The 21,158-nt window shown below is 73.6% G+C and carries 20 protein-coding genes; 11 read left to right on the top strand and 9 right to left on the bottom strand.

Annotation, left to right across the window (positions count from 1 at the left end; translation table 11 throughout):
- Position 1: 1 nt before the first annotated feature.
- Complete coding sequence (locus NFX44_RS09525) at positions 2-817, bottom strand: response regulator transcription factor (RefSeq protein WP_262283113.1); 816 nt, start codon at positions 815-817, stop codon at positions 2-4.
- A 256-nt stretch (positions 818-1,073) separates the two neighbouring features.
- Here NFX44_RS09525 and NFX44_RS09520 point away from each other — a divergent pair, with 256 nt between their 5' ends.
- From NFX44_RS09520 to NFX44_RS09510, 3 genes are all read left to right on the top strand, one after another.
- Positions 1,074-1,457 carry a WhiB family transcriptional regulator gene (locus NFX44_RS09520; protein ID WP_107079839.1) on the top strand — a complete coding sequence of 128 codons (384 nt, stop codon included), beginning with the start codon at positions 1,074-1,076 and terminating at the stop codon, positions 1,455-1,457.
- Between the two features lie 133 nt (positions 1,458-1,590).
- Positions 1,591-2,490: a LysR family transcriptional regulator gene (locus NFX44_RS09515; protein ID WP_262283112.1), complete on the top strand. Its 900-nt coding sequence runs from the start codon at positions 1,591-1,593 to the stop codon at positions 2,488-2,490.
- Positions 2,491-2,626: 136 nt separating this feature from the next.
- Positions 2,627-3,373, top strand: coding sequence for an SDR family NAD(P)-dependent oxidoreductase (locus tag NFX44_RS09510; RefSeq protein WP_262283111.1), 747 nt, complete (start codon positions 2,627-2,629; stop codon positions 3,371-3,373).
- Between the two features lie 95 nt (positions 3,374-3,468).
- Here NFX44_RS09510 and NFX44_RS09505 read toward each other — a convergent pair whose 3' ends face one another.
- The 4 genes from NFX44_RS09505 to groES all read right to left on the bottom strand — a co-directional run bounded on the left by NFX44_RS09505 (position 3,469) and on the right by groES (position 8,511).
- Complete coding sequence (locus tag NFX44_RS09505) at positions 3,469-4,638, bottom strand: low temperature requirement protein A (protein ID WP_262283110.1); 1,170 nt, start codon at positions 4,636-4,638, stop codon at positions 3,469-3,471.
- Positions 4,639-4,696: 58 nt separating this feature from the next.
- A complete protein-coding gene (locus NFX44_RS09500) occupies positions 4,697-6,358 on the bottom strand; it encodes a molybdopterin-dependent oxidoreductase (RefSeq protein ID WP_262283109.1) in 1,662 nt (553 codons plus the stop codon).
- Between the two features lie 124 nt (positions 6,359-6,482).
- The gene (gene groL, locus NFX44_RS09495; RefSeq protein ID WP_262283108.1) at positions 6,483-8,126 is read right to left on the bottom strand and encodes a chaperonin GroEL; all 1,644 of its coding nucleotides are present in this window, start codon (positions 8,124-8,126) and stop codon (positions 6,483-6,485) included.
- Between the two features lie 70 nt (positions 8,127-8,196).
- A complete protein-coding gene (gene groES, locus NFX44_RS09490) occupies positions 8,197-8,511 on the bottom strand; it encodes a co-chaperone GroES (RefSeq protein WP_018222648.1) in 315 nt (104 codons plus the stop codon).
- Positions 8,512-8,823: 312 nt separating this feature from the next.
- On the opposite strand from groES, the gene NFX44_RS09485 reads away from it, so the two are divergent.
- On the top strand, positions 8,824-10,023 hold the full coding sequence (locus tag NFX44_RS09485) for a methyltransferase domain-containing protein (RefSeq protein WP_262283107.1): 1,200 nt from the start codon (positions 8,824-8,826) through the stop codon (positions 10,021-10,023).
- An 18-nt stretch (positions 10,024-10,041) separates the two neighbouring features.
- Here the strand turns inward: NFX44_RS09485 and NFX44_RS09480 are convergent, their stop codons facing one another.
- Positions 10,042-10,308: a helix-turn-helix domain-containing protein gene (locus NFX44_RS09480; RefSeq protein WP_262283106.1), complete on the bottom strand. Its 267-nt coding sequence runs from the start codon at positions 10,306-10,308 to the stop codon at positions 10,042-10,044.
- 99 nt (positions 10,309-10,407) lie between these two features.
- Between NFX44_RS09480 and map the strand changes: the two genes are divergently transcribed.
- From map to NFX44_RS09445, 7 genes are all read left to right on the top strand, one after another.
- Positions 10,408-11,226 (top strand): type I methionyl aminopeptidase, encoded by an 819-nt coding sequence (gene map, locus NFX44_RS09475; RefSeq protein ID WP_262283105.1) that lies wholly within the window; start codon positions 10,408-10,410, stop codon positions 11,224-11,226.
- Between the two features lie 106 nt (positions 11,227-11,332).
- Positions 11,333-11,812, top strand: a complete 480-nt coding sequence (gene ybaK / locus NFX44_RS09470; protein ID WP_262283104.1) for a Cys-tRNA(Pro) deacylase — start codon at positions 11,333-11,335, stop codon at positions 11,810-11,812.
- A gap of 209 nt (positions 11,813-12,021) precedes the next feature.
- Complete coding sequence (locus NFX44_RS09465) at positions 12,022-13,122, top strand: sugar ABC transporter substrate-binding protein (RefSeq protein ID WP_262283175.1); 1,101 nt, start codon at positions 12,022-12,024, stop codon at positions 13,120-13,122.
- A gap of 70 nt (positions 13,123-13,192) precedes the next feature.
- Positions 13,193-14,008: an ATP-binding cassette domain-containing protein gene (locus NFX44_RS09460; protein WP_262283103.1), complete on the top strand. Its 816-nt coding sequence runs from the start codon at positions 13,193-13,195 to the stop codon at positions 14,006-14,008.
- On the top strand, positions 14,005-15,264 hold the full coding sequence (locus NFX44_RS09455) for a sugar ABC transporter permease (RefSeq protein ID WP_262283102.1): 1,260 nt from the start codon (positions 14,005-14,007) through the stop codon (positions 15,262-15,264). Before NFX44_RS09460 ends, NFX44_RS09455 begins: the two co-directional genes overlap by 4 nt.
- Positions 15,265-15,290: 26 nt before the next feature.
- Positions 15,291-16,472 (top strand): ROK family protein, encoded by a 1,182-nt coding sequence (locus NFX44_RS09450; protein WP_262283101.1) that lies wholly within the window; start codon positions 15,291-15,293, stop codon positions 16,470-16,472.
- 105 nt (positions 16,473-16,577) lie between these two features.
- Entirely contained in the window at positions 16,578-17,315 is a 738-nt protein-coding gene (locus NFX44_RS09445) for a DUF4142 domain-containing protein (protein WP_262283100.1), read from the top strand.
- Positions 17,316-17,365: 50 nt separating this feature from the next.
- Here NFX44_RS09445 and NFX44_RS09440 read toward each other — a convergent pair whose 3' ends face one another.
- The 3 genes from NFX44_RS09440 to NFX44_RS09430 all read right to left on the bottom strand — a co-directional run bounded on the left by NFX44_RS09440 (position 17,366) and on the right by NFX44_RS09430 (position 21,142).
- Positions 17,366-19,114, bottom strand: a complete 1,749-nt coding sequence (locus tag NFX44_RS09440) for an ABC transporter ATP-binding protein (RefSeq protein WP_262283099.1) — start codon at positions 19,112-19,114, stop codon at positions 17,366-17,368.
- A complete protein-coding gene (locus tag NFX44_RS09435) occupies positions 19,111-20,817 on the bottom strand; it encodes an ABC transporter ATP-binding protein (protein ID WP_262283098.1) in 1,707 nt (568 codons plus the stop codon). Before NFX44_RS09435 ends, NFX44_RS09440 begins: the two co-directional genes overlap by 4 nt.
- Positions 20,818-20,887: 70 nt before the next feature.
- A complete protein-coding gene (locus NFX44_RS09430; protein WP_151464624.1) occupies positions 20,888-21,142 on the bottom strand; it encodes a hypothetical protein in 255 nt (84 codons plus the stop codon).
- Positions 21,143-21,158: the final 16 nt, after the last annotated feature.

Here is a 21,158-nt window from a genome sequence, read left to right as displayed (position 1 = left end):
CTCAGGCGACCAGGCCGGCGCGGAAGCCGGCGGCCACGGCGTGCGCCCGGTCCCGCGCGCCGAGCTTGCGGAACAGCCGGCGGGCGTGCGTCTTGACGGTGTCCTCCGAGACGAACAGCTCCCGCCCGATCTCCGCGTTGCTCTTGCCCTCGGCCATGCCGAGCAGCACCTGAAGCTCACGCTCCGTGAGGCCGATCGCGCTGCGCGGGGTGCGGGCCGTCCGCTGCGGGCCGCCCGCCGGCGCGGCCTCCGCCTCGGCCGCCGCCGGGTCGGCCGGGTCCTCGCCGCGCTGCACCGGGACCACCGTGGGCCCCCCGCCGGGACCCTCCGCCGATCCCGCCGGCCACGCGGCCCCGGCGGGGGTACGCCCCGGCGCGGCCGACCGGGCCGGCCCACCGACCGCCGCGGCGTCCCGGGCCGGGTCGCTGACCCGGTGCCGGTTCGTGCGCCCGGGCGCGGAGAGCAGCAGCAATGCCTTGGCTACCGCGCTGGTCAGGTCGTGGTCGGCGTTCTGGATGAGGCCCCGCGCCCCGGCGCTGATGGTGGCCGCCGCGGCCTCCGACTCCTCGGCGCCGAGCAGCAGCACGGCGGCCTGCGGGGCGCGGGCCAGCACCCGGCGGACGAAGCCGGCGCTGTCCGGCCGGGTGAGGGCGGTGTCGGCCAGCACCACGTCGACCTGACGCTCGGCGAGCCGCAGCATCACCTCGGGGTCGGAGACGGCCGTGCGGAGCACGCCCGACAGCCCGAGCCGCGCCGCCGCGGAGGTCAGGTGCTGGGCTGCGAGTGGTGTCCGAACGCACACAAGAACGCTACGCACAGTGGTCTCCTCTCCGCCTCAGAGCAGACCACGACGGGGTGTGCTCGGGAGGAGGTTCCGGGCAATCATCCGAACTTTTCCGGCAGATGGGGCATATGCCGCCAAGTGTCCGAGGTTTTCGATCACAGATGTGTGAGGGCGGGAAAGCCCGGGTACCGAGGGGTCACTCCGGAAACGGTGTCCCGCGCGGACCACCGCACCGGTGGGAGCTGGCCACGATGATTCTCCGCGGTGCCGCGCGGGAGGAGGGGTGCTGATGTCGAACGTACGCAGGCTGCCCGGACCCATTGTCGACCTCTGGGACTGGCAGCGGCTCGGTGCCTGCCGTGGGCGGGACAGCGCGCAGTTCTTCCACCCGGACGGCGAGCGCGGCTCGTCGCGGCTGCGCCGCGAGTCCGGCGCCAAGGCCGTCTGCCGCGCCTGCCCGGTCCGGGCCGAATGCGCCGCGCACGCCCTCTCGGTCCGCGAGCCCTACGGCGTGTGGGGCGGCTTCAGCGAGTCGGAGCGGCTGCGGCTGCTGGCCCTCGGCTGGGAGGACCTGGCCGACCGCCGGCAGTCCCGGGTGGACGTCGCCCGGCTGGAGGCCCGCCTCGGCCGGCCGCACAAGTCCGCCGTCCCGGACCAGCGCAAGGTCGCCTGACCGGATCCGCAGAGACCATCCGACGCCGCGCCCGCCCCGGGCGCGGCGTCGGCGTTCGTACCCGGTCCGCCGAGACCGCGCGACGACCGGCTTCCCCGGCCGAGGGCACCGGTGCGCGTGGTGGGATGGGCCGGTGGAACTGCGGGAGATGCGGGCGTTCGTGATGGTCGTCGAGGAGGGCAGCCTGTCGGCGGCCGCTCGCCGGCTGCACCTGAGCCAGCCGGCGCTGACCCAGACCATGAACGGGCTGGAGCGGCAGCTCGGGGTGCCGCTGCTGGTCCGCGGCAGCACCGGCGTGCGGGCCACCGAGGCCGGCATGACGTTGCTGACCGAGGCTCGGGCGGTGCTCGCGCGGTACGACCAGGCCGTGGCCGCGGTCAACCGGCACGGCGCGACCGGCGGCGGCGCGCTCCGGCTCGGTATCCCGCTGGAACTCCCCGCCGACCTGCTGACCCGACCGCTCGCCGAGCTGGCCGTGGCCTGTCCGGACACCCGCGTCCAGGTCCGCCACCTGTCCACCGCGGCACAGTTCGCCGCGCTGCGCGCCGGCGAGCTCGACGTGGGGCTGGTGCGGGAACACCCGATCGGCCCCGACCTGGACGCCGTGCCGGTCGTCGAGGAACGGCTGGGCGTCCTGCTGGCCACCGCTCAGGCCGCCGCGATCGCCGGGCCGGACGGGATCCGGCTGGACGCGCTCGCCGGACTGGACTGGATCGGCTTCCCCCGCTCCGGGAGCCCCGCCTGGTACGACGAGCTCACCGCGATCCTGCGCAGCCACGGCCTGGATCTCGGGCCCGCCGCACCGGAGGGACAGGAACTGATCGCCGAGGTCAAGCTCGCCGCCGTGGCCGCCGGTACGGCCTTCGCGCTCGCGCCGCCCCGCTGGCCACAGCCGCTTCCGGACTCGGTCACCTGGGCGCCGCTGGTCGGGCATCCCCTGGTCCGGCGCACCTGGGCGGTGTGGCCGGCCAGTTCCCACCGCCGCGACCTCGGCCAACTGGTCGCCGCCCTGGAGCTGCGCGGGCCGGAGTAGCCCGCGGCCGCTTATGGCGGCCATAAGTTCCTCGATCAGCCGCTGGGGAAAATCCCCGCCGCCCACCGACTTGCACCCACTGGTCGGGACAGGCCCGACCAGAGCCGCAGAGTTGCGGAACAGGAGTGGGTGAAGCATGAGCACGGAACTGCAGGGCAGGTCGGCGCTGGTGACCGGCGGCAACAGCGGTATCGGCCGGGCGGCCGCCCGGGCGCTGGCCAGGCTCGGCGCGCACGTGGTGATCTCCGGTCGGGACGCCGAGCGCGGCGACCAGGTGGTCCGGGAAATCCGGGCGAGCGGCGGACGGGCGGACTTCGTGGCGGTCGACCTGCGTGACGAGGCGTCGGCCCGGGAACTCGCCGCCCGGGCCCGGGAGCTGGCCGGTCAGGTCGACATCCTCGTCAACAACGCGGGCATCTACCCGTTCGGGCCCACCGAGCAGACGACCGAGCAGACCTTCGACGCGGTGTTCGCGCTGAACGTGAAGGTGCCGTACTTCCTGGTCGCCGAACTGGCGCCGGAGATGGCGAAGCGGGGCCACGGGGCCGTCATCAACCTGACGACCATGGTCGCCGAGTTCGGCATGGCGGGGATGAGCCTGTACGGGGCGAGCAAGGCCGCCCTCGTGCTGCTCACCAAGTCCTGGGCGGCGGAGTACGGACCGCAGGGGGTCCGGGTGAACGCGGTCAGCCCCGGCCCGACCCGGACCGAGGGCACCGCCGGCATGGGCGAGGACCTCGACCAGCTGGCGACCATGTCCCCCGCCGGGCGTCCCGGCTCGGCCGAGGAGATCGCCGAGGCGGTCGCCTTCCTGGCCGGCGACCGGGCCAGCTTCGTGCACGGCGCGGTCCTGCCGGTCGACGGTGGCCGTATCGCCGTCTGAGCCCGTCCGGTCGCCGTGCCGCGGTCCGCTCCCCCGCACTCGCGGGAGAGCGGGCCGCGGCCCGTCCACCCGACGCGCACCACCCCACCCGGCGGTCACCGCCGCCGGCCCGACGCGGACCACTGCTCGACGACCGCCAGCACCACCCAGGCCGCCGCGCCGAGGAGGACCGCCACCAGCGGCGGCAGCCCCGCCAGCGCGACCACCAGCGCCACCAGGGCCAGCCCGCCCTGCACCAGCCCCACCGGACGGCTGACCGACAGGCTGATACCGCGGTAGATGACGACGCAACCGGCCATCATCGCGACCTGACTGCCGCCCAGCAGCCGACCGGCCACCACCGCTCCGGGGCCGTGACCGGCCGCCGCCTCCGCGGCCAGTTCGACGGCGACCCCCGCGGTCACGATGGCCGCGTAGACCACGAGGTGCCCGTAGGCGTAGAGGTAGCTGCGCACGATCGCCTGCCGTCCGGCGCGCAGCACCCGGTTGCCCGCCTCGCGGTCGTAGGTGGCGAGGAAGTACACCCACCACACCCCGCACGCGATGACGAACCCGGCGACCCCGATCGCCACCGACACCGGTCGCCAGCCGCTGGCGTCGATGCCGTTCGCGACCGCCAGGACCGCCTCCCCGAGCACGACGATGGTGAACAGGCCGAAGCGTTCCGGCATGTGTGACTTCTGAGTGGGCGCCCGGCTCGCGAGGGCGTACGCCAGAGGCCCGGACATCGCGGCGTTGAGGGCCAGCGCGACGCCCCAGATCCCGTAACGAGCCGGTGCGGGCGCCAGCAGCGAGCCGGACCAGAGCGCGGCGGCCACCAGGAAGCCGCCGGCGTTCCACCCGCAGAAGTCCCGGGCCTCGACGTCGATCCACCCCACGACGCCGTACGAGGCGGCGAGCAGCACCAGTAGCAGCCCGTAGGTGACCGCGAAGCGGTCCGCGTCCGCGGCGCTCGCGCCGGGAAGGGAGGCGGACAGCGCCAGCACCCCCAGCATGGCGGTCATCTGCACCAGCCGGCTCGGTGGGCGGTCGTCGTCGAAGAGGTCGGCGAAATAGGAGTAGCTGAACCACAGCCACCAGATCGCGCCGAGCAGACCGGCGAAGACCAGCACTCCGCGCGCCGACGGGTCGTTCACCAGAAGCTGGCCGAGCCGGAACACCGCGACCACGAAGACCAGGTCGAAGAAGAGTTCCAGCCAGCTCGCCCGCCGGGCCGCGCCATAGCCGTGGATCAGTGAGCGCCTGCGCCCCTGCCCCGACTCCACCGAACGAGATTAGCGGGGATCAGTCCATGATGTCCGGATTGCCGGCATGGCGTCCGGGTCAGCCGACGGTGACCTTCACGGTGTGCCAGCCGGTGGCGCCGTCGAGCGCGACCGGGCGCCGCTGCTCGGGCTGCGTCTCCCCGGTGGAGTCCGTGGCGCGGACCTGGAGGGTGTGGTCCCCCGGGGTGGCGTCCCAGCGCCACGACCACTGCACCCAGGTGTCCACCGAGACCGTCGGGGCCAAGGTCGCCTCCTGCCAGGGACCGCCGTCGACGCGTACCTCGACCGTACGGATGCCCCGGTGCTGCGCCCAGGCCACGCCGGCCACCGTGACGGGGCCGGCGGTGAGCCGGTTGCGCGGGCGCGGCGTGTCGATCCGGGACTGCGTCCTGATCGGCCCCTGCGCCGACCACCCACGCGGCACCCAGTACGCGTCGAAGTCCGCGAAGCTGGTCAGCTCCAGCTCGGTCACCCACTTGCAGGCCGAGACGTACCCGTAGAGGCCGGGCACCACCATCCGCACCGGGAAGCCGTGCTCGACCGGCAACGGCTCGCCGTTCATCCCGACCGCGAGCAGCGCGTCCCGCCCGTCCCGCAGGACCGCCGTGGGGGTGCCGCAGGTCCAGCCGTCGACCGAGCGGCCGACCACCTGGTCCGCCCCCTCCTCCGGCTCGACCTCGTCCAGCAGCTCCTTGATCGGCACGCCCAGCCAGCGGGCGTTGCCGATGAGGTCGCCGCCCACCTCGTTGGAGACGCAGGCCAGGGTGACGAAGCGCTCGACCATCGGGCGGGCGAGCAGGTCGTCGAAACTCAGCTCGATCGGTTTCCGCACCCGGCCGTGGATGCGCAGCCGCCAGGTGGCCGGGTCGACCTGCGGCACCACCAGGGCGGTGTCGATCCGGTAGAACTCCCGGTTCGGGGTGACGAAGGGGGCGAGCCGGCTCACCGACAGCTCGGCGCCGGCCGGCACCGGCGGGGCGGGCGCCGCCGGGGCGGGCAGCCGCACCGCCTCGCGGGCCGCCGAGACGCCCCGCCGCCCGGCCAGCCAGTGCCCGCCGAGCCCGGCGACCGCCGCCGTGCCGGCCAGCAGTCCGACGCCGCGCAGGAACCGGCGGCGCGACTCGTGGTCGCCGCCGTCGAGCGGTTCCCACCCGGCCGGAGTCTCGTCCCGCGCGAGCGCGGCCACGGCCGGCGGCGGGGTGGGCGCGGACGGCATGAACGTGGACGGCGTGGCTCCGGCCGGCCCTGGCTCCGGCGTGGCCGGCGCCGTCCGTGGCCCGGCGCCCGCTCCCAGCGGACCTGCCACGAAGGCCCAGAGCGTCACCGCCCCCAGCAGTCCGCCGACCAGGGAGGGCAGCGCGTCGAAGGCGTCCGCGCCGGCCCGGGTCAGCGCGGCGGCCACCCCGAGGGCGGCGAACGCCGCGATGCCGGCCAGGCCGATCCGGAGCCGCCGGGCCGCCAGTACGCCGATCAGCGCCGCGATCGCGGCCAGCAGCACCGCCGTGCCGACCAGAAGAGCGATCTTGTCGTACCGGCCGAAGACCGCGATGGCGAACTGCTTGAGCGGCTCCGGCACCACGTCGACGACCAGCCCGCCGACCGCGATGATCGGGGCGGACCGGGGGCCGGTGAGGACGGCCACAGGTTCGGCCACGCCGATCGCGACGGCCGCGGCGGTGACCCCGGCCAGCGCGGCCTGACCGCGCGACATGTTGCTCACGGCGACCAGTGTCGTCGGTCGGAGCGGCCGACCGCCAACCTCGTCAGCATTCCGTAAGCAGATACGGGTCAGGGCACACCGCCGGGTGGCGGTGTGCCCTGACGTCAGGCCGTACGGCTCGGGATCAGAAGCCCGGGCCGTGCTGGTGGCCGTGCCCGTGGCCGTGGCCGTGACCGGCGTCGGCCGGCTCGGCCTTCTCCGGCTTCTCCACCACGAGGCTCTCGGTGGTGAGCAGCAGGCCGGCGATCGACGCGGCGTTGGTGACCGCGTTGCGGGTCACCTTCACCGGGTCGAGGATGCCGGACTTGACCAGGTCGACGTACTCGCCGGTGGCGGCGTCGAGGCCGTTGCCCCACTCCTTGGCGGCAACCTTCTGCACCACCACGTAGCCGTCTTGGCCGGCGTTCTGGGCGATCCAGCGCAGCGGCTCGACCAGCGCCTTGCGCACGACCGAGACGCCGACCTTCTCGTCGCCGGTGAAGCCCAGGTCGTCGTCGAGCACCGGCAGGATCTGGGCCAGGGCGGCGCCGCCACCCGGGACCGTGCCCTCCTCGACCGCGGCCTTGGTCGCGGCGATGGCGTCCTCGATGCGGTGCTTGCGCTCCTTCATCTCGACCTCGGTGGCCGCGCCGACCTTGATCACCGCGATGCCGCCGGAGAGCTTCGCCAGCCGCTCGGCAAGCTTCTCCCGGTCCCACTCGGAGTCCGAGGCCTCGATCTCCTTGCGGATCTGGGCGACCCGGTCGGCGACCTCGGCGGTCTGGCCGCCACCGTCGACGACCGTGGTGTTCTCCTTGTCGACCACGACGCGGCGGGCGGTGCCGAGCACCTCCAGGCCGACCTGGTCGAGCTTGTAGCCCAGCTCCGGGGCGACCAGCTCGGCGCCGGTCAGGATCGCCATGTCCTGGAGCATCGCCTTGCGGCGGTCGCCGAAGCCGGGGGCCTTCACGGCGCAGACCTTGATGGTCTTGCGGATCGCGTTGACCACCAGCGTGGACAGGGCCTGGCCCTCGACGTCCTCGGCGATGATGAGCAGCGGCTTGTTGTTCTGGAGGACCTTCTCCAGCAGCGGCAGCAGCTCCTCGATCGCCGAGATCTTCTGCGTGGTGATCAGGATGTACGGATCCTCGAGGACCGCCTCCTGTCCCTCCACGTCGGTGACGAAGTTCGGCGAGATGAAGCCCTTGTCGAACTGGAGACCCTCGGTGACCTCCAGCTCCGTGCTGAGGGCGGAGCCCTCCTCGACGGTGATGACACCGTCGCGGCCGACCCGCTCCATCGCCTCGGCGATCAGCTCGCCGATGGTGGAGTCCTGCGCGGAGATGGTCGCGACGTGCGCGATCGACTCCTTGTCGGCCACCTCGACGGCCCGGCCGAGCAGCGCCTCGGAGACCTTGGCGGCCGCCGCGTCGATGCCCCGCTTGATGCCGATCGGGTTGGTGCCGGCGGCCACGTTGCGCAGGCCCTCGCGGACCATGGCCTGGGCCAGCACGGTCGCGGTGGTGGTCCCGTCGCCGGCGACGTCGTTGGTCTTGGTCGCCACCTCCTTGACCAGCTGCGCGCCGAGGTTCTCGTAGGGGTTGGTGAGCTCGATCTCCTTGGCGATGGTCACGCCGTCGTTGGTGATCGTGGGGGCACCAAACTTCTTGTCCAGGACGACGTTGCGCCCGCGCGGGCCGAGAGTGACCTTGACCGCGTCCGCGAGGGCGTTGACACCGTGCTCCAGCAGGTGCCGGGCGTCGTCCGAGAAGCTCAGGATCTTCGCCATCTGTATCCCTTCGAAGCGACGCTGCCCCGGCCCGGCGAGCCGGACCGGGGCAACGACACTGATCGGTTGCTTACTTCTCGATGACCGCGAGGACGTCGCGGGCGGAGAGCACCAGGTACTCCTCGCCGGCGTACTTGACCTCGGTGCCGCCGTACTTCGAGTAGAGGACGGTGTCGCCGACCTTGACGTCGATCGGCACGCGGTTGCCCTTGTCGTCGATCCGGCCCGGGCCGACAGCGAGGACGGTGCCCTCCTGCGGCTTCTCCTTGGCGGTGTCGGGGATCACGATGCCCGAGGCGGTGGTGGTCTCGGCCTCGTTCGCCTGGACCACGATGCGGTCCTCGAGCGGCTTGATCGCAACCTTGGTCGCGGTAGTCACGGGCATACCCTCCTGGGGTACTTGGTGTCGTTGCCGGTCGGCACGCCGACCAGCGTCAATCTGCCACATGCCACCGGGCGGGGCCGTCGTCGCGGGTGCCGGTCCGCCTGGCGCTCAACCCCCGGACACCAGGGCCCGGGCGTTGGCACCCTCAGGGTGAGAGTGCTAATCGCAGGTTATTCCTCGGCTAGCACTCCGTCAAGGAGAGTGCCAACGAGCCGCGCCTCGTGTCGCCGGCCCCCGGGCGAACCGGGGCCGACGACGGGGCGCGCCAGGGGTCCGGGTCGGCCGTCCGGACCTGGCCGGGAGAATGCCCGGGTGGACCTGGAACAGTTCGCCGCCCTGCGTACCCCCGAGGGGTCGGCCGCGCTCGACGCGGCGGCGCGGGTGGCCGGCGGCGACCCGCTGACGGCGGCGGCGGCGCTCCGCACCGCCGGGGTGCCGGCCGGGCTCGCGGCGGCGGCGCTGACCCAGGCCGAGCTGCGCCGGCGCGCGGTGGGCAAGTTCGGCCCGGCGGCACGCGGCATGTTCCTCACCCGCGCGGGCCTGGAGCAGGCCACCCGGGGTGTCGTGGCGCGGCGCCGGGCGGAACGCCTGCGCACCGCGGGCGTGGCCACGCTTGCCGACCTGGGGTGCGGCCTCGGCGCGGACGCACTCGCCGCGGCCCGCGCCGGCATCCGAGTGTACGGCGTGGAGGCCGACCCGGTGACCGCCGCGATGGCCGCCGCGAACGCCGAGGCGGCCGGGCTGGCCGACCGGTTCACCGTGGAGTGTGGGGACGCCACCGCGTTCGACGTGAGCCGGGTCGACGGGGTCTTCTGCGACCCGGCCCGCCGGAAGGCCGGCACCGGCCGGCGGATCTTCGACCCGAACGCCTACTCGCCGCCCTGGGACTTCGTCACGGGCCTGGCCGAGCGGGTCCCGCGCACGGTGGTGAAGGTGGCCCCGGGGTTGGACCACGCGCTGATCCCGGCGGGCGCCGAGGCGGAATGGGTGAGCGTCGACGGCGACCTGGTCGAGGCGGCGCTCTGGTGCGGCGCGCTGGCCGGGGTGCCCCGCCGCGCCACCGTGCTCCGGGAGAGGCCGGGACACCTCGACGCCCACCAGCTCACCGGCAGCGGCGACGCCGAGGCGCCGGTGGACAGGCCCCGCCGCTTCCTCTACGACCCGGACCCGGCGGTGGTGCGCGCGCACCTGGTCGCCGAGCTGGCCGGCGACCTCGACGCGACGCTGGCCGACCCGAGCATCGCCTACCTGTACGGCGACGAGGCCCGGCCGACGCCGTTCGCCCGCTGCCTGGAGGTCACCGACGTCCTGCCGTTCTCGCTGAAGCGGCTGCGCGCCCTGCTCCGGGAGCGCCGGGTCGGCCGGGTGGAGATCCTCAAGCGCGGCTCCGCGCTGGAGCCGGAGAAGCTGCGCCGGGATCTGAAGCTGGCCGGCGACGCGGCGGCGAGCCTGGTGCTGACCCGGGTGGCCGGCGCGCCGACCGTGCTGCTCTGCCGCCCGGCGCTCGGCTGAGCGGAACTCGCTGCGGGGTCAGGACGCTTCGCGGACGCGCAGGTCGGCCAGCCACACCTCGGCCAGGTCGCTGAGCGCGATGTCGAGGACCTCGCTGAGGCAGACCACGGTGCCGAACGCGGGTGCCGGAAGGCGACCCACCTCGATCTTGCGCAGCGTCTCCGGCGAGATGCCGGCAGCCAGGGCCACCTCGACGAGGCTGCGGCCACCTCGCGCGACCCGGAGCGCCGCCCCGAGACGTTGCCCCGCGGCGATCTGTTCCGGCGTGAGCGGTGGGCGAACCATGTCAGCAGGATATCCGCCTTCGCGGATCGGCGAAGCCGACCCGGCGGGCGCCCCGGCCGGCCTGGTATAAATATACCGCACCGGAGGGAAGGGTTGATCGTGATCGAACTGAAGTCGGCCGAGGAGATCGACCGGATGGCCGAGACCGGCCAGTTCGTCGGCGAGCTGCTGGCGGAGTTGCGTGCGGCCGCCGCCGTCGGGGTCAACCTGATGGACCTCGAACACCACGCCCGCCGCCGGATCAGGGAACGTGGCGCGGAGTCCTGCTACTGGGACTACACACCGTCGTTCGGCCGCGGCCCGTTCCGCAACGTCCTGTGCCTCTCGGTCAACGACGCCGTGCTGCACGGCCTGCCGCACCCCTACGTCCTGCGCGACGGTGACCTGCTGAGCATCGACATGGCGGTCGGGATCGACGGCTGGGTCGCCGACTCCGCACTGTCCGTCGTCGTCGGCACCCCCGCACCGGAGGACCTGAAGCTGATCGAGGCCACCGAGGTCGCGCTGGAGGCCGGGATCGACGCCGCGCGGGTGGGCAGTCAGCTCGGCGACGTCTCCGCCGCCATCGGCGAGGTGGCCCGCCGCTACGGCTACCGGGTGAACAACGAGTTCGGCGGGCACGGCATCGGCCGCACCATGCACGAGGCCCCGCACGTGCCCAACAGCGGCCGCCCGGGCCGGGGCATGCGGCTCAGGCCCGGCCTGACCATCGCGATCGAGCCGTGGTTCTGCCGGGGCACCGACAAGATCAGGTTCGACGGGGACGGCTGGACGATCCGGTCCGCCGACGGCTCGCGCACGGCCCACTCCGAGCACACCGTCGCGATCACCGAGGCCGGCCCCCGGGTGCTGACCCGCCGACCCGGGCACGACACGAGGCCCGGCGACCGCAGCGGGCGGTCGGCCGCGTCGGCCTGACGAGCGCCCCTGCGGCGCGGCGCACGGCCGGAGCAACCGGTCGCCCTCCTCCCGGCCGGTGATTCCGGCTCGCCCACCGGGCGGGAGCCGGGTTAGCTTGTCGCTCATGGCGGGACAGGGCACTCCGGCGACGGCACTGCTGACCAGGCGGAAGATCGCACACAGCGCCCACCCGTACGACGTCTCGCCGGACGCGCCGAACTACGGCGCCCTGGTCGCGGCGGCCCTCGGGGTGCCCCCGGCCCGGGTGTTCAAGTCGCTGGTCACCGAGGTCGACGGCAGGCTGACCGTGGCGGTCGTGCCGGTCACCGGCGAGCTGGACCTCAAGGCCCTCGCCGCCGCGGCCGGCGGGAAGCGGGCGGCCATGGCGGACCGGACGGTGGCCGAGCGCGCCACCGGATACGTCCGCGGCGGGATCAGCCCGCTCGGCCAGCGCAAGCGGCTGCCCACTGTCGTCGACGCCTCGGCGCTGGAGCATCCGACGGTCTACGTCTCGGCGGGGCGCCGCGGCCTGCAGCTCCAGCTCGCCCCGGCCGACCTGGTCGCGCTGACCGGCGCCGTCACGGCGCCGATCGCCGCCCGCTGAGCGCCGTCCTGGGAGCGTTTCCGCACGCCACCCCGAGGGAGCGCTCTCGGCGGGTGACGGCGGGGTGTCACTGGCGTTGCTGAATTGTTACTGCCGCCAACAAACTTCTGACCTCGGCTCCCTTGCGCGCCTCCTCAGGGGAGGAATACGTTGCCGGGCACAACAAAACACCGACACAACTCCCCCAACCCCCGAAAGGACCCATGCATATGCGCAAGGGCTTCCTCACCTTCGCGGCCGTCGGTCTTCTCGCGACCGGCAGCATGGCCGCCTGCGGTGACAACGGCGGTTCCGACCAGGCCGGCGGCTCGACCGACAAGAAGCCGAAGATCGGCGTGATCCTCCCCGACAGCAAGTCCTCCGCCCGCTGGGAGGGCGCCGACCGCAAGTACCTCAAGGAAGCGTTCGACGCGGCCGGTGTCGAGTCGGACATCCAGAACGCCCAGAACGACAAGAACGCCTTCCAGACCATCGCCGACCAGATGATCACCAACGGCGTCAACGTGCTGATGATCGTCAACCTGGACTCCGGCACCGGCAAGGCCGTGCTCGACAAGGCCAAGTCGCAGGGCGTCGCCACCATCGACTACGACCGGCTGACCCTGGGCGGCTCGGCCCAGTACTACGTCAGCTTCGACAACGAGGCGGTCGGCAAGCTCCAGGGCGAGGGCCTGAGCAAGTGCCTGACCGACAAGGGCGTCAAGAACCCGTCGATCGCCTACCTCAACGGCTCGCCGACCGACAACAACGCGACCCTGTTCAAGAACGGGTACGACTCGGTGCTCAAGCCGAAGTTCGACTCGAAGGAATACACCAAGGTCGCCGATGACTCCGTGCCCGCCTGGGACAACGCGCAGGCCGCGACGATCTTCGAGCAGCAGTTCACCAAGGCCCGCGGCAAGATCGACGGGGTGCTGGCCGCCAACGACGGCCTCGGCAACGCGGCCATCTCGGTGCTGAAGAAGAACAAGCTCAACGGCAAGGTCCCGGTGACCGGTCAGGACGCCACCAAGGAGGGCCTGCAGAACATCCTCGTGGGCGACCAGTGCATGACGGTCTACAAGGCGGTCAAGAAGGAGGCGGACGCCGCCGCCGAGCTGGCCATCGGGCTGGCCAAGGGCCAGAAGAAGGACACCGGCCAGACGGTCAAGGACCCGGAGGGCGGACGGGACGTCCCGTCCGTGCTGCTGGAGCCCAAGGCGATCTACAAGGACAACGTGAAGGACGTCGTGGCGGACGGCTACGTCACCAAGGACGAGCTCTGCACCGGCACCTTCGCCAAGCTCTGCACCGACGCCGGCATCAGCTGACCTCAACCCCCGCACCAGGCGGCGCCGGACGGGATCCGAGACCTCCCCTCCGCCTCCGAAGGAGAACCCCGTGTCCGCAACCCCCCTGCTGGAGCTACGCGGGATCGACAAGAGCTTCGGTCCCGTCCAGGTGCTGCGCGATGTGGCCTTCACCGCGTACCCAGGCGAGGTGACCGCGCTGGTCGGCGACAACGGCGCCGGCAAGTCGACCCTGGTCAAGTGCATCAGCGGCATCTACCCCACCGACGGCGGGGAGTTCCGCTTCGACGGCCGGCCGGTGAGCATCAACAGCCCGCGCGACGCCGCAGCGCTGGGCATCGAGGTCGTCTACCAGGACCTCGCGCTCTGCGACAACCTCGACATCGTGCAGAACATGTTCCTCGGCCGCGAGAAGCGCAGCGGCATCGTGCTCGACGAGCCGACCATGGAGCAGATGGCCGCCGAGACCCTGGCCGGGCTGAGCGTGCGGACCGTCAAGTCGCTGCGCCAGCACGTGTCCAGCCTCTCCGGCGGGCAGCGGCAGACCGTTGCCATCGCCAAGGCCGTGCTCTGGAACAGCAAGCTGGTCATCCTGGACGAGCCCACCGCCGCCCTCGGCGTCGCCCAGACCGCGCAGGTGCTGGAGCTGGTCCGCCGGCTCGCCGACAACGGCCTGGCCGTGGTGCTCATCTCGCACAACATGAACGACGTCTTCGCGGTCTCCGACCGCATCGCCGCGCTCTACCTCGGCCAGATGGTCGCCCAGGTGAAGACCAGCGACATCACGCACGCCCAGGTGGTCGAGCTGATCACCGCCGGTCGCTCCGGCAACCTCGGCCTCGCCGATTCGGGCAGCAACGGCACCGGCGCCGCGCCCGCCGACACGACTCCAGGAGCCGTCCGATGACCACCACCGCCGTCAAGAGGGAAGGCCCCGCCGCGGTCACGCCGGCGCCCACCCTCGGCACCCACCTCAGCAACTACTGGCGCCGGGTACGCGGTGGCGACATCGGCGCGCTGCCCGCGGTGTTCATGCTGCTCGCGCTCGCGGTCGGCTTCTCGATCGCCCGCCCGTCGTTCTTCACGGCCGGCAACTTCGCCAACCTGTTCACCCAGGGCGCGGCGACCACCCTGATCGCGATGGGCCTGATCTTCGTCCTGCTGCTCGGCGAGATCGACCTCTCCGCCGGCTTCGCCAGCGGCGTCTGCGCGGCCATCCTGGCCAACGCCGTCACCGAGCGCGGCTATCCGTGGTACGTGGCGATGCTCGCCGCCGTCGTCACCGGCGTGGTGATCGGTACCGTGCTCGGCCTGCTGGTGGCGAAGGTCGGCATCCCGTCCTTCGTGGTCACTCTGGCCGGCTTCCTGGCCTTCCAGGGCATCGTGCTGATGCTCATGAAGGAGGGCTCCAACATCTCGGTGCGGGACGACACCATCCTCGCCATCGCGAACCGCAATCTCAGCCCCGCGATCGGCTGGGCGCTGGCCGCGGTGGCCCTCGCCGGGTACGCGGCCGTGCAGCTGCTGCGGCACCGCAACCGGGCCGCCCGTGGCCTGCTCACCGACCCGATCGCGGTGGTGGCCGCCCGGATCGCCGGCCTCGCGGTCATCCTCGGCGCCGCGGTCTACGTGCTGAACCTGGAGCGCAGCCGCAACGTCCTGGTCGTCTCGCTCAAGGGCGTGCCGATCGTGGTACCGATCATCGCGCTGCTGCTGGTCCTCTGGACCTTCGTGCTCCAGCGCACCAGCTACGGCCGGCACGTCTACGCGGTCGGCGGCAACGCCGAGGCCGCCCGCCGGGCCGGCATCAACGTCGACCGGATCCGCACCTCCGTCTTCGTCATCTGCTCGACGATGGCGGCGATCGGCGGCATCGTGGCGGCCAGCCGGGCCAACTCGGTGGACCCCAACACCGGTGGCAGTAACGTACTGCTCTACGCCGTCGGCGCGGCGGTGATCGGCGGCACCAGCCTCTTCGGCGGCAAGGGCCGCATCCTCGACGCCGTGCTCGGCGGCGCGGTGGTCGCGGTCATCGACAACGGTATGGGACTGATGGGCTACAGCTCGGGCGTGAAGTACGTGGTCACCGGCGTGGTCCTGCTCGCCGCCGCCACCATCGACGCGCTGTCCCGCCGGCGGGCCGCCGCGACCGGCACCCGCTGAACCCGGCACGGAACATGACGGTGGCGATGCGTGCGGGACCGAGCCAGGACGAGATCCGTCGGCAGAACCTGGGCGCACTGCTCCGGTACGTGCACGTCCGGGGCGCCACCAGCCGCGCGGAGCTGACCACCGCGCTCGGCCTCAACCGCAGCACCATCGGCGCGCTGACCGCCGACCTGGCCGGCGCCGGTCTGGTCAGCGAGGGGACGCCGAAGGAGACCGGCCGGGCCGGACGACCCTCGCTGGTCGTCCGGCCCGAGTCGGCCCGGGTCTACGCGTACGCGTACAGCGTCGAGGTGGACCGGCTGCGCGTCGCGCGGGTCGGGCTCGGCGGTGAGGTGCTCGACCGCCGGGAACTCGACCGGCCGCGGAACCTGGTCGCCGGGGACGCCGCGCCGCTGCTGGCCGACGCGGTCCGGGAGATGCACCGGGCGGTGCCGCCCGACTCCATCTGCGTCGGGGCCGGCGTGGCGGTCTGCGGCATGGTCCGCCGCGAGGACGGGCTGGTCCGGCTCAGCCCGACCACCGGCTGGGTGGACGAGCCGCTCGGCGCGGCGCTCGCCGCCGAGCTGGGTGTCGACGTGCCCATCACGGTGGGCAACGTGGCCGACGTGGCCGCCTTCGCCGAGCACGCCCGCGGCGTTGCCGCCGGCTGCGACAACGTCATCTACCTCTACGGGGACGTCGGCGTCGGCGCCGGCATCATCGCCGGCGGCCGGCGGCTCACCGGGCACGGCGGCTACAGCGGCGAGGTCGGCCACATGGTGGTGGTCCGCGACGGGATGCGGTGCGACTGCGGGCGGCGCGGCTGCTGGGAGACCGAGATCGGCGAGCACGGGCTGCTCCGCGCCGCCGGCCGCTCCGACGCCCGGGGCCGGGAGGCGCTGCTGGCGGTCTTCGACGCCGCCGACCGGGGCGACGCGCGGGCCCAGACCGCCGTGCGGCAGGCCGGCGACTGGCTCGGCTTCGGCGTGGCCAACCTGGTCAACATCTTCAACCCGGAGATGGTCATCTTCGGCGGCACCATGCGCGACCTCTACCTGGCCGCCGCCGCCCAGGTGCGCAGCCGGCTCAACTCCAACGGGCTGCCCGCCTGCCTGGAACACGTGCGGCTGCGCACCCCGAAGCTCGGTGACGACGCGGCGCTGATCGGCGCCGCCGAGCTGGCCTTCGAACGCCTCCTCGCCGACCCGCTCGACGTCGGCTGAACTGATCGGGCTCGTGATCCGTACCAGTGTGCGGACGGGCGGCCGGCGGGTGCGGCCCGCCCGCGACATCCGCGTACCGGTCCGGACCGAGGAGGCACCCCCACCATGGCACCGCTGGAATCCGCACGCCGCCGGCTGGCGCACCGGGTGATCCTGCTGCTCGTCGCGCTCACCGCGGGGATCGGCGTTCTTCCCGGCGCGGCACAGGCCGCGCCCAACCCTGTCGTACAGCTCAACGCCGCCGACATGACGCTGCTCAACGGGGTACGGCTGGCCGGGCTCTGGGAGATGCCGGCCGGGCAGATGGCCGCCGAGAAGGGCCAGTCGAAGCGGGTACGGGAGATCGGCGCGGAGATCGCACGCCAGCACGGCGTCCTCGACCAGCTCGTGGTCGAGGCCGCGAACAAGCTGGGCGCCACCCTGCCGACCACCCCGACCACCCAGCAGCAGGGCTGGCTGACCGAGATGCAGAACGCCACCGGCGCCCAGTTCGACCAGATCTTCGTGACCCGGCTGCGGGTCGCGCACGGCAACATCTTCCCGGTGATCGGGGCGGTCCGGGCCAGCACCCGGGACCCGATCGTGCGCAAGCTCGCCGACCAGACGAACACCTTCGTCACCAACCACATGCTGATGCTGGAGAGCACCGGGCTGGTCCGCTGGCAGCAGCTCCCGCCGCCCGCGATGCCCCCGGCGCAGAGCGACTCGCTGATCGCCGCGGCCGGCGCCAACGTCGGCAGCGGCGGCGGGATCCAGGTCAGCACCACCGTGGTGTGGGCCGTCTTCCTGCTGGCCCTGGCCACCGGCGGGTACGCGACCTGGCGGCTGCTCCGCCGCTCCTGACCGCGCGGCACGCTCAAGGCCCCACCGGTGTGCCCGGTGGGGCCTTTCGCTCAGCCGTGCCAGGACCGCCACAGGGCGGCGTACGAGCCACCGGCCGCGACCAGCTCGTCGTGCGAACCCAGCTCGGTGATCCGGCCGTCCTCGACCACCGCCACCCGGTCCGCGTCGTGGGCGGAGAAGAGCCGGTGCGCGATGGCGATGACGGTCCGGCCCTGGAGCACGGCGGCCAGCGAACGTTCCAGCGCCCGGGCCGCCCGCGGGTCGATCAGCGAGGTGGCCTCGTCCAACACCAGGGTGTGCGGGTCGGCGAGCACCAGCCGCGCCAGCGCGACCTGCTGCGCCTGCGCCGGCGAGAGCGGATGCCCGCCCGCGCCGACCCGGGTGTCGAGCCCGTCCGGCAGCGCCTCCGCCCAGTCCCGCGCGTCGACCGCGGCGAGCGCCGCGCGCACCTCGGCGAGGCCGGCGTCCGGGCGGACCATCGCCACGTTGTCGGCGAGGGTGCCGATGAAGACGTGGTGCTCCTGGCTGACCAGCGCGACGTGGGTGCGCAGCTCGGCCAGGGGCAGCCCGGACAGTGGCCGGCCGTCCACGGTCACGCTGCCGGCGCGCGGCTCGTGCACCCCGGCCAGCAGCCGGCCCAGCGTGGACTTCCCCGCGCCGGACGGGCCGACCATGGCCAGCTTCTCCCCCGGCCGGGGCACCAGGGTCACCCCGTGCAGCACGTCGTGGCCGGCGCGGTACGCGTACCGGACGTCGTGGGCGGCGAGCCGCCCGTCGTCGGAGACCGGCCGCCGGTCGGGCCCCGGGGCGGCGGCGTCCGCCGGCTCGCCGGCCACGCCGAGCAGCCGGGCCAGCGAGGCGCCGCCGACCTGGAACTCGTCCAGCCACGACAGCAGCCGGTCGACCGGGTCCACCAGCTGCTGGGCGTAGAGGGTGGCCGCGGTGACCTGGCCGAGGCTGGCCCAGCCCTCCAGGTAGAACCAGCCGCCGAGCAGCAGGGTGCCGACCACCGGCAGCAGGTAGCCGATCTCGGCGACCGGGAAGAAGACCGTCCGCAGGCGCAGCGTGTAGTACTCGGCCGCGTACGACCGGCGGATGTCGGCGTCGGACCGGGCGCGACGGCGGGCCTGCTGGCGCAGCGCCTCGGTGGTCCGCGCCCCCTCGACCGTCTCGCTGATCCCGTCGGTGATGTCGGAGTACGCGGCGTTCTCCCGCAGGTAGCCGGCCGGTGCCCGGCGCAGGTACCAGCGGGTGCCGGCGACCAGCATCGGCACGGCGAGCAGGCAGGGCAGCACCAGCAGCGGGCCGGTCAGCACCAGCGCGCCGAGGATCAGCAGCACGGTGAGCGCCGAGATCAGTGTCTCCGGCGCGGCGAACCGGACCGTCCGGGAGAGCGCGGCGACATCCCGGGAGGTGCGGGTGAGCAGGTCGCCCGTGCCGGCCCGCTCCACGGTGGACAGCGGCAGGGCGAGCACCCGGTCGACGAACTCCTCGCGCAGCTCGGCGAGGACCCGCTCCCCGAGCCGGGCCGAGGCCAGGTGGGCGAAGCGGACCAGCACCGACTGGGCGACCACGAAGCCGGCGATGGCCAGGGCCACCCGGTCCACGGTGACCGCCCCGACCCCGCGCGAGATCCCCTCGACCAGGTCGCCGAGGAGCCGGGGCGCGACCAGGCCGGCGGCCGCGGCGAGCGCGTGCAGGCCGAGCGCGGTGGCCAGGCCGCGCGGGTGCCGGCGGACCAGCTCCCGCGCGTACCGGCGGACCTGCTGCGCGTCGGCGACGGGCAGGGCGTTGCTCACCGGTCCTCCTCCCGGCTCACCGCGGCCCGGTACCGGGGCTCGGCGGCGAGCAGCTCGTCGTGGCGACCCTCGGCGACCACCTTGCCGTCCTCCACGAACACCACGTGCTCGGCGCGGCCGAGCACCAGCGGGCTGGTCGTGCAGACCAGCGTCGTCCGCCCGCGCCGGGCGGCGGCCAGCCGGTCGGCGATCCGCGCCTCGGTGTGCGCGTCCACCGCGCTGGTCGGCTCGACCAGCACCAGCGTCTCCGGGTCGGCGACCAGTGCCCGGGCCAGCCGCAGCCGCTGCCGCTGCCCGCCGGAGAATTCCCGGCCGCGCTCGGCGACCGGGCTGTCCAGGCCGCCGGGCAGCGCCTCGACGATGTCGGTGGCGCTCGCCGCGACCAGCGCCGCCTCGATGGCGGGGCGATCCGCCCGGTCGTGCGGGTCCAGCTCCGCGCGGAGGGCGCCGCTGAACAGCTGCGCGTCGTTGTCGGCCACCAGGATCCGCTCACGCACCGTCGCCAGCGCCACGTCCCGCAGCGGTACGCCGTGCAGCGTCACGTCTCCGTCGGCGTACCGGCCCAGCCGGTCGGCGATCTCGGCCGCGTCCTCGGGCGCGGTGCCGGCCAGCGCGGTGAGCCGGCCCGGCCGCAGCACCAGCCCGGAGCGCACGTCCACCAGCTCGCCCGGCCCCTCGGGCACCGGCACCGGGCGGGCCGGGTCGGTGAACTCCGGTGCGAGGCGGAGCAGCCGCACCACCCGGCGGGCCGCGACGTGCCCTCGGGTCAGCTTGTCGGCCGCCTCGGTGAGGTTGCGCAGCGGGCTGACCAGGAACGCCGTGTAGCCGTAGAAGGAGACCAGCTGGCCGGCGCTGATCTCGCCGCGCAGCGCGAACCGGGCCCCGAGCCAGGTCACCAGCACCACGAAGACGCCGGGCAGCAGGATCTGCGCGGCCTGGATGAGCGACTCCACCCGGGCCACCCGCAGGCCGTCGGCCCGCAGCGTCTGGGACTGCTCCCGGTAGCGGGCGCCCAGCACCGGCTCACCGCCCACCCCGCGCAGCACCCGCAGCCCGGACACGATGTCGCCGGCCCGCGCGGTCAGCTCACCGGTTGACTCCCGGTACGCCGCCTGCTGCCGGTGCAGCGGCCGGATGAGCAGCGCCACCAGCGCCATGAGCAGCGGCACGCCGAGCACCACCACGAGGCCGAGCGGCAGGGAGGCGGTGAGCAGGATCACCGCCACGGTGGCGATGGCGACCACCGCGCCGGTGCCCCGGGCAGTGATGTCGATGGCGCTGCCGATGTGCTCGATGTCGGCCGTGCCGATGCTCACCACCTCGCCCGCGGCGACCCGGCGGGGCAGCGCGGCGCCGAGCCGGTTGGTGGCGTCCACGGTGACCTGCACGGTCCGGTACGCGGCGCCGAGCCAGTTGTGCACGGCGCAGCGGTGCCGCAGGATGCCGGCGGTCGCCTGGACGACGCCCAGCCCGAGGAGGACCAGGCCCCAGCGGAGCAGGGCGTCCGGGTCGCGGTGGGCGAGGCCCGCGTCGACGGCCCGGCCGACGGCGGCCGGCATCAGCGCCTGGGCGAGCATCCAGACGACACCGAGGGTGATGGCGGCGCCGAAGTACACGGGGTGCCGACCGGCGAGCCAGACCAGGTAACGGGTGGCGGACCGGGCGTCGGGAGTGCCGGGATCGCCGGCCGGTGAGAAGCGCATGACCACCCGACGCTAGGTGCCGGACCGGGGCGGACGCCAACCAGTTTCCGCCGGCCGTGCCGGCTCCGGGTCAGCGATCGACCTGCGTGAAGTCCCAGCTGTGCGGCGGCCGGGCGACCAACCGCATGGGTGGCTCGGGCAGCTCCCGCGGGCTGCTCCGCCACTTCGAGATCACCACCACGCGGTGGTCGGTCGAGGAGAACACCTCGCTCGACAGGTGCAGCGGTTCGTGCTCGAACTCGGGCAGCGCGGTCTCGCACACCCAGGTGATCAGGTCGGCGAACCCGTACGGCTCGGCCTTCGCCTCCCACATCCGGACGATCACGTCGGTCCCCTCCCCG

This window comes from Micromonospora sp. MA102 (genome assembly GCF_025460765.1).
GTDB classification, from domain to species: Bacteria; Actinomycetota; Actinomycetes; order Mycobacteriales; family Micromonosporaceae; genus Micromonospora; species Micromonospora halotolerans.
The sequence above is the reverse complement of the archived record's forward strand: the minus strand, read 5'-3'. Positions and strand labels throughout refer to the sequence as shown.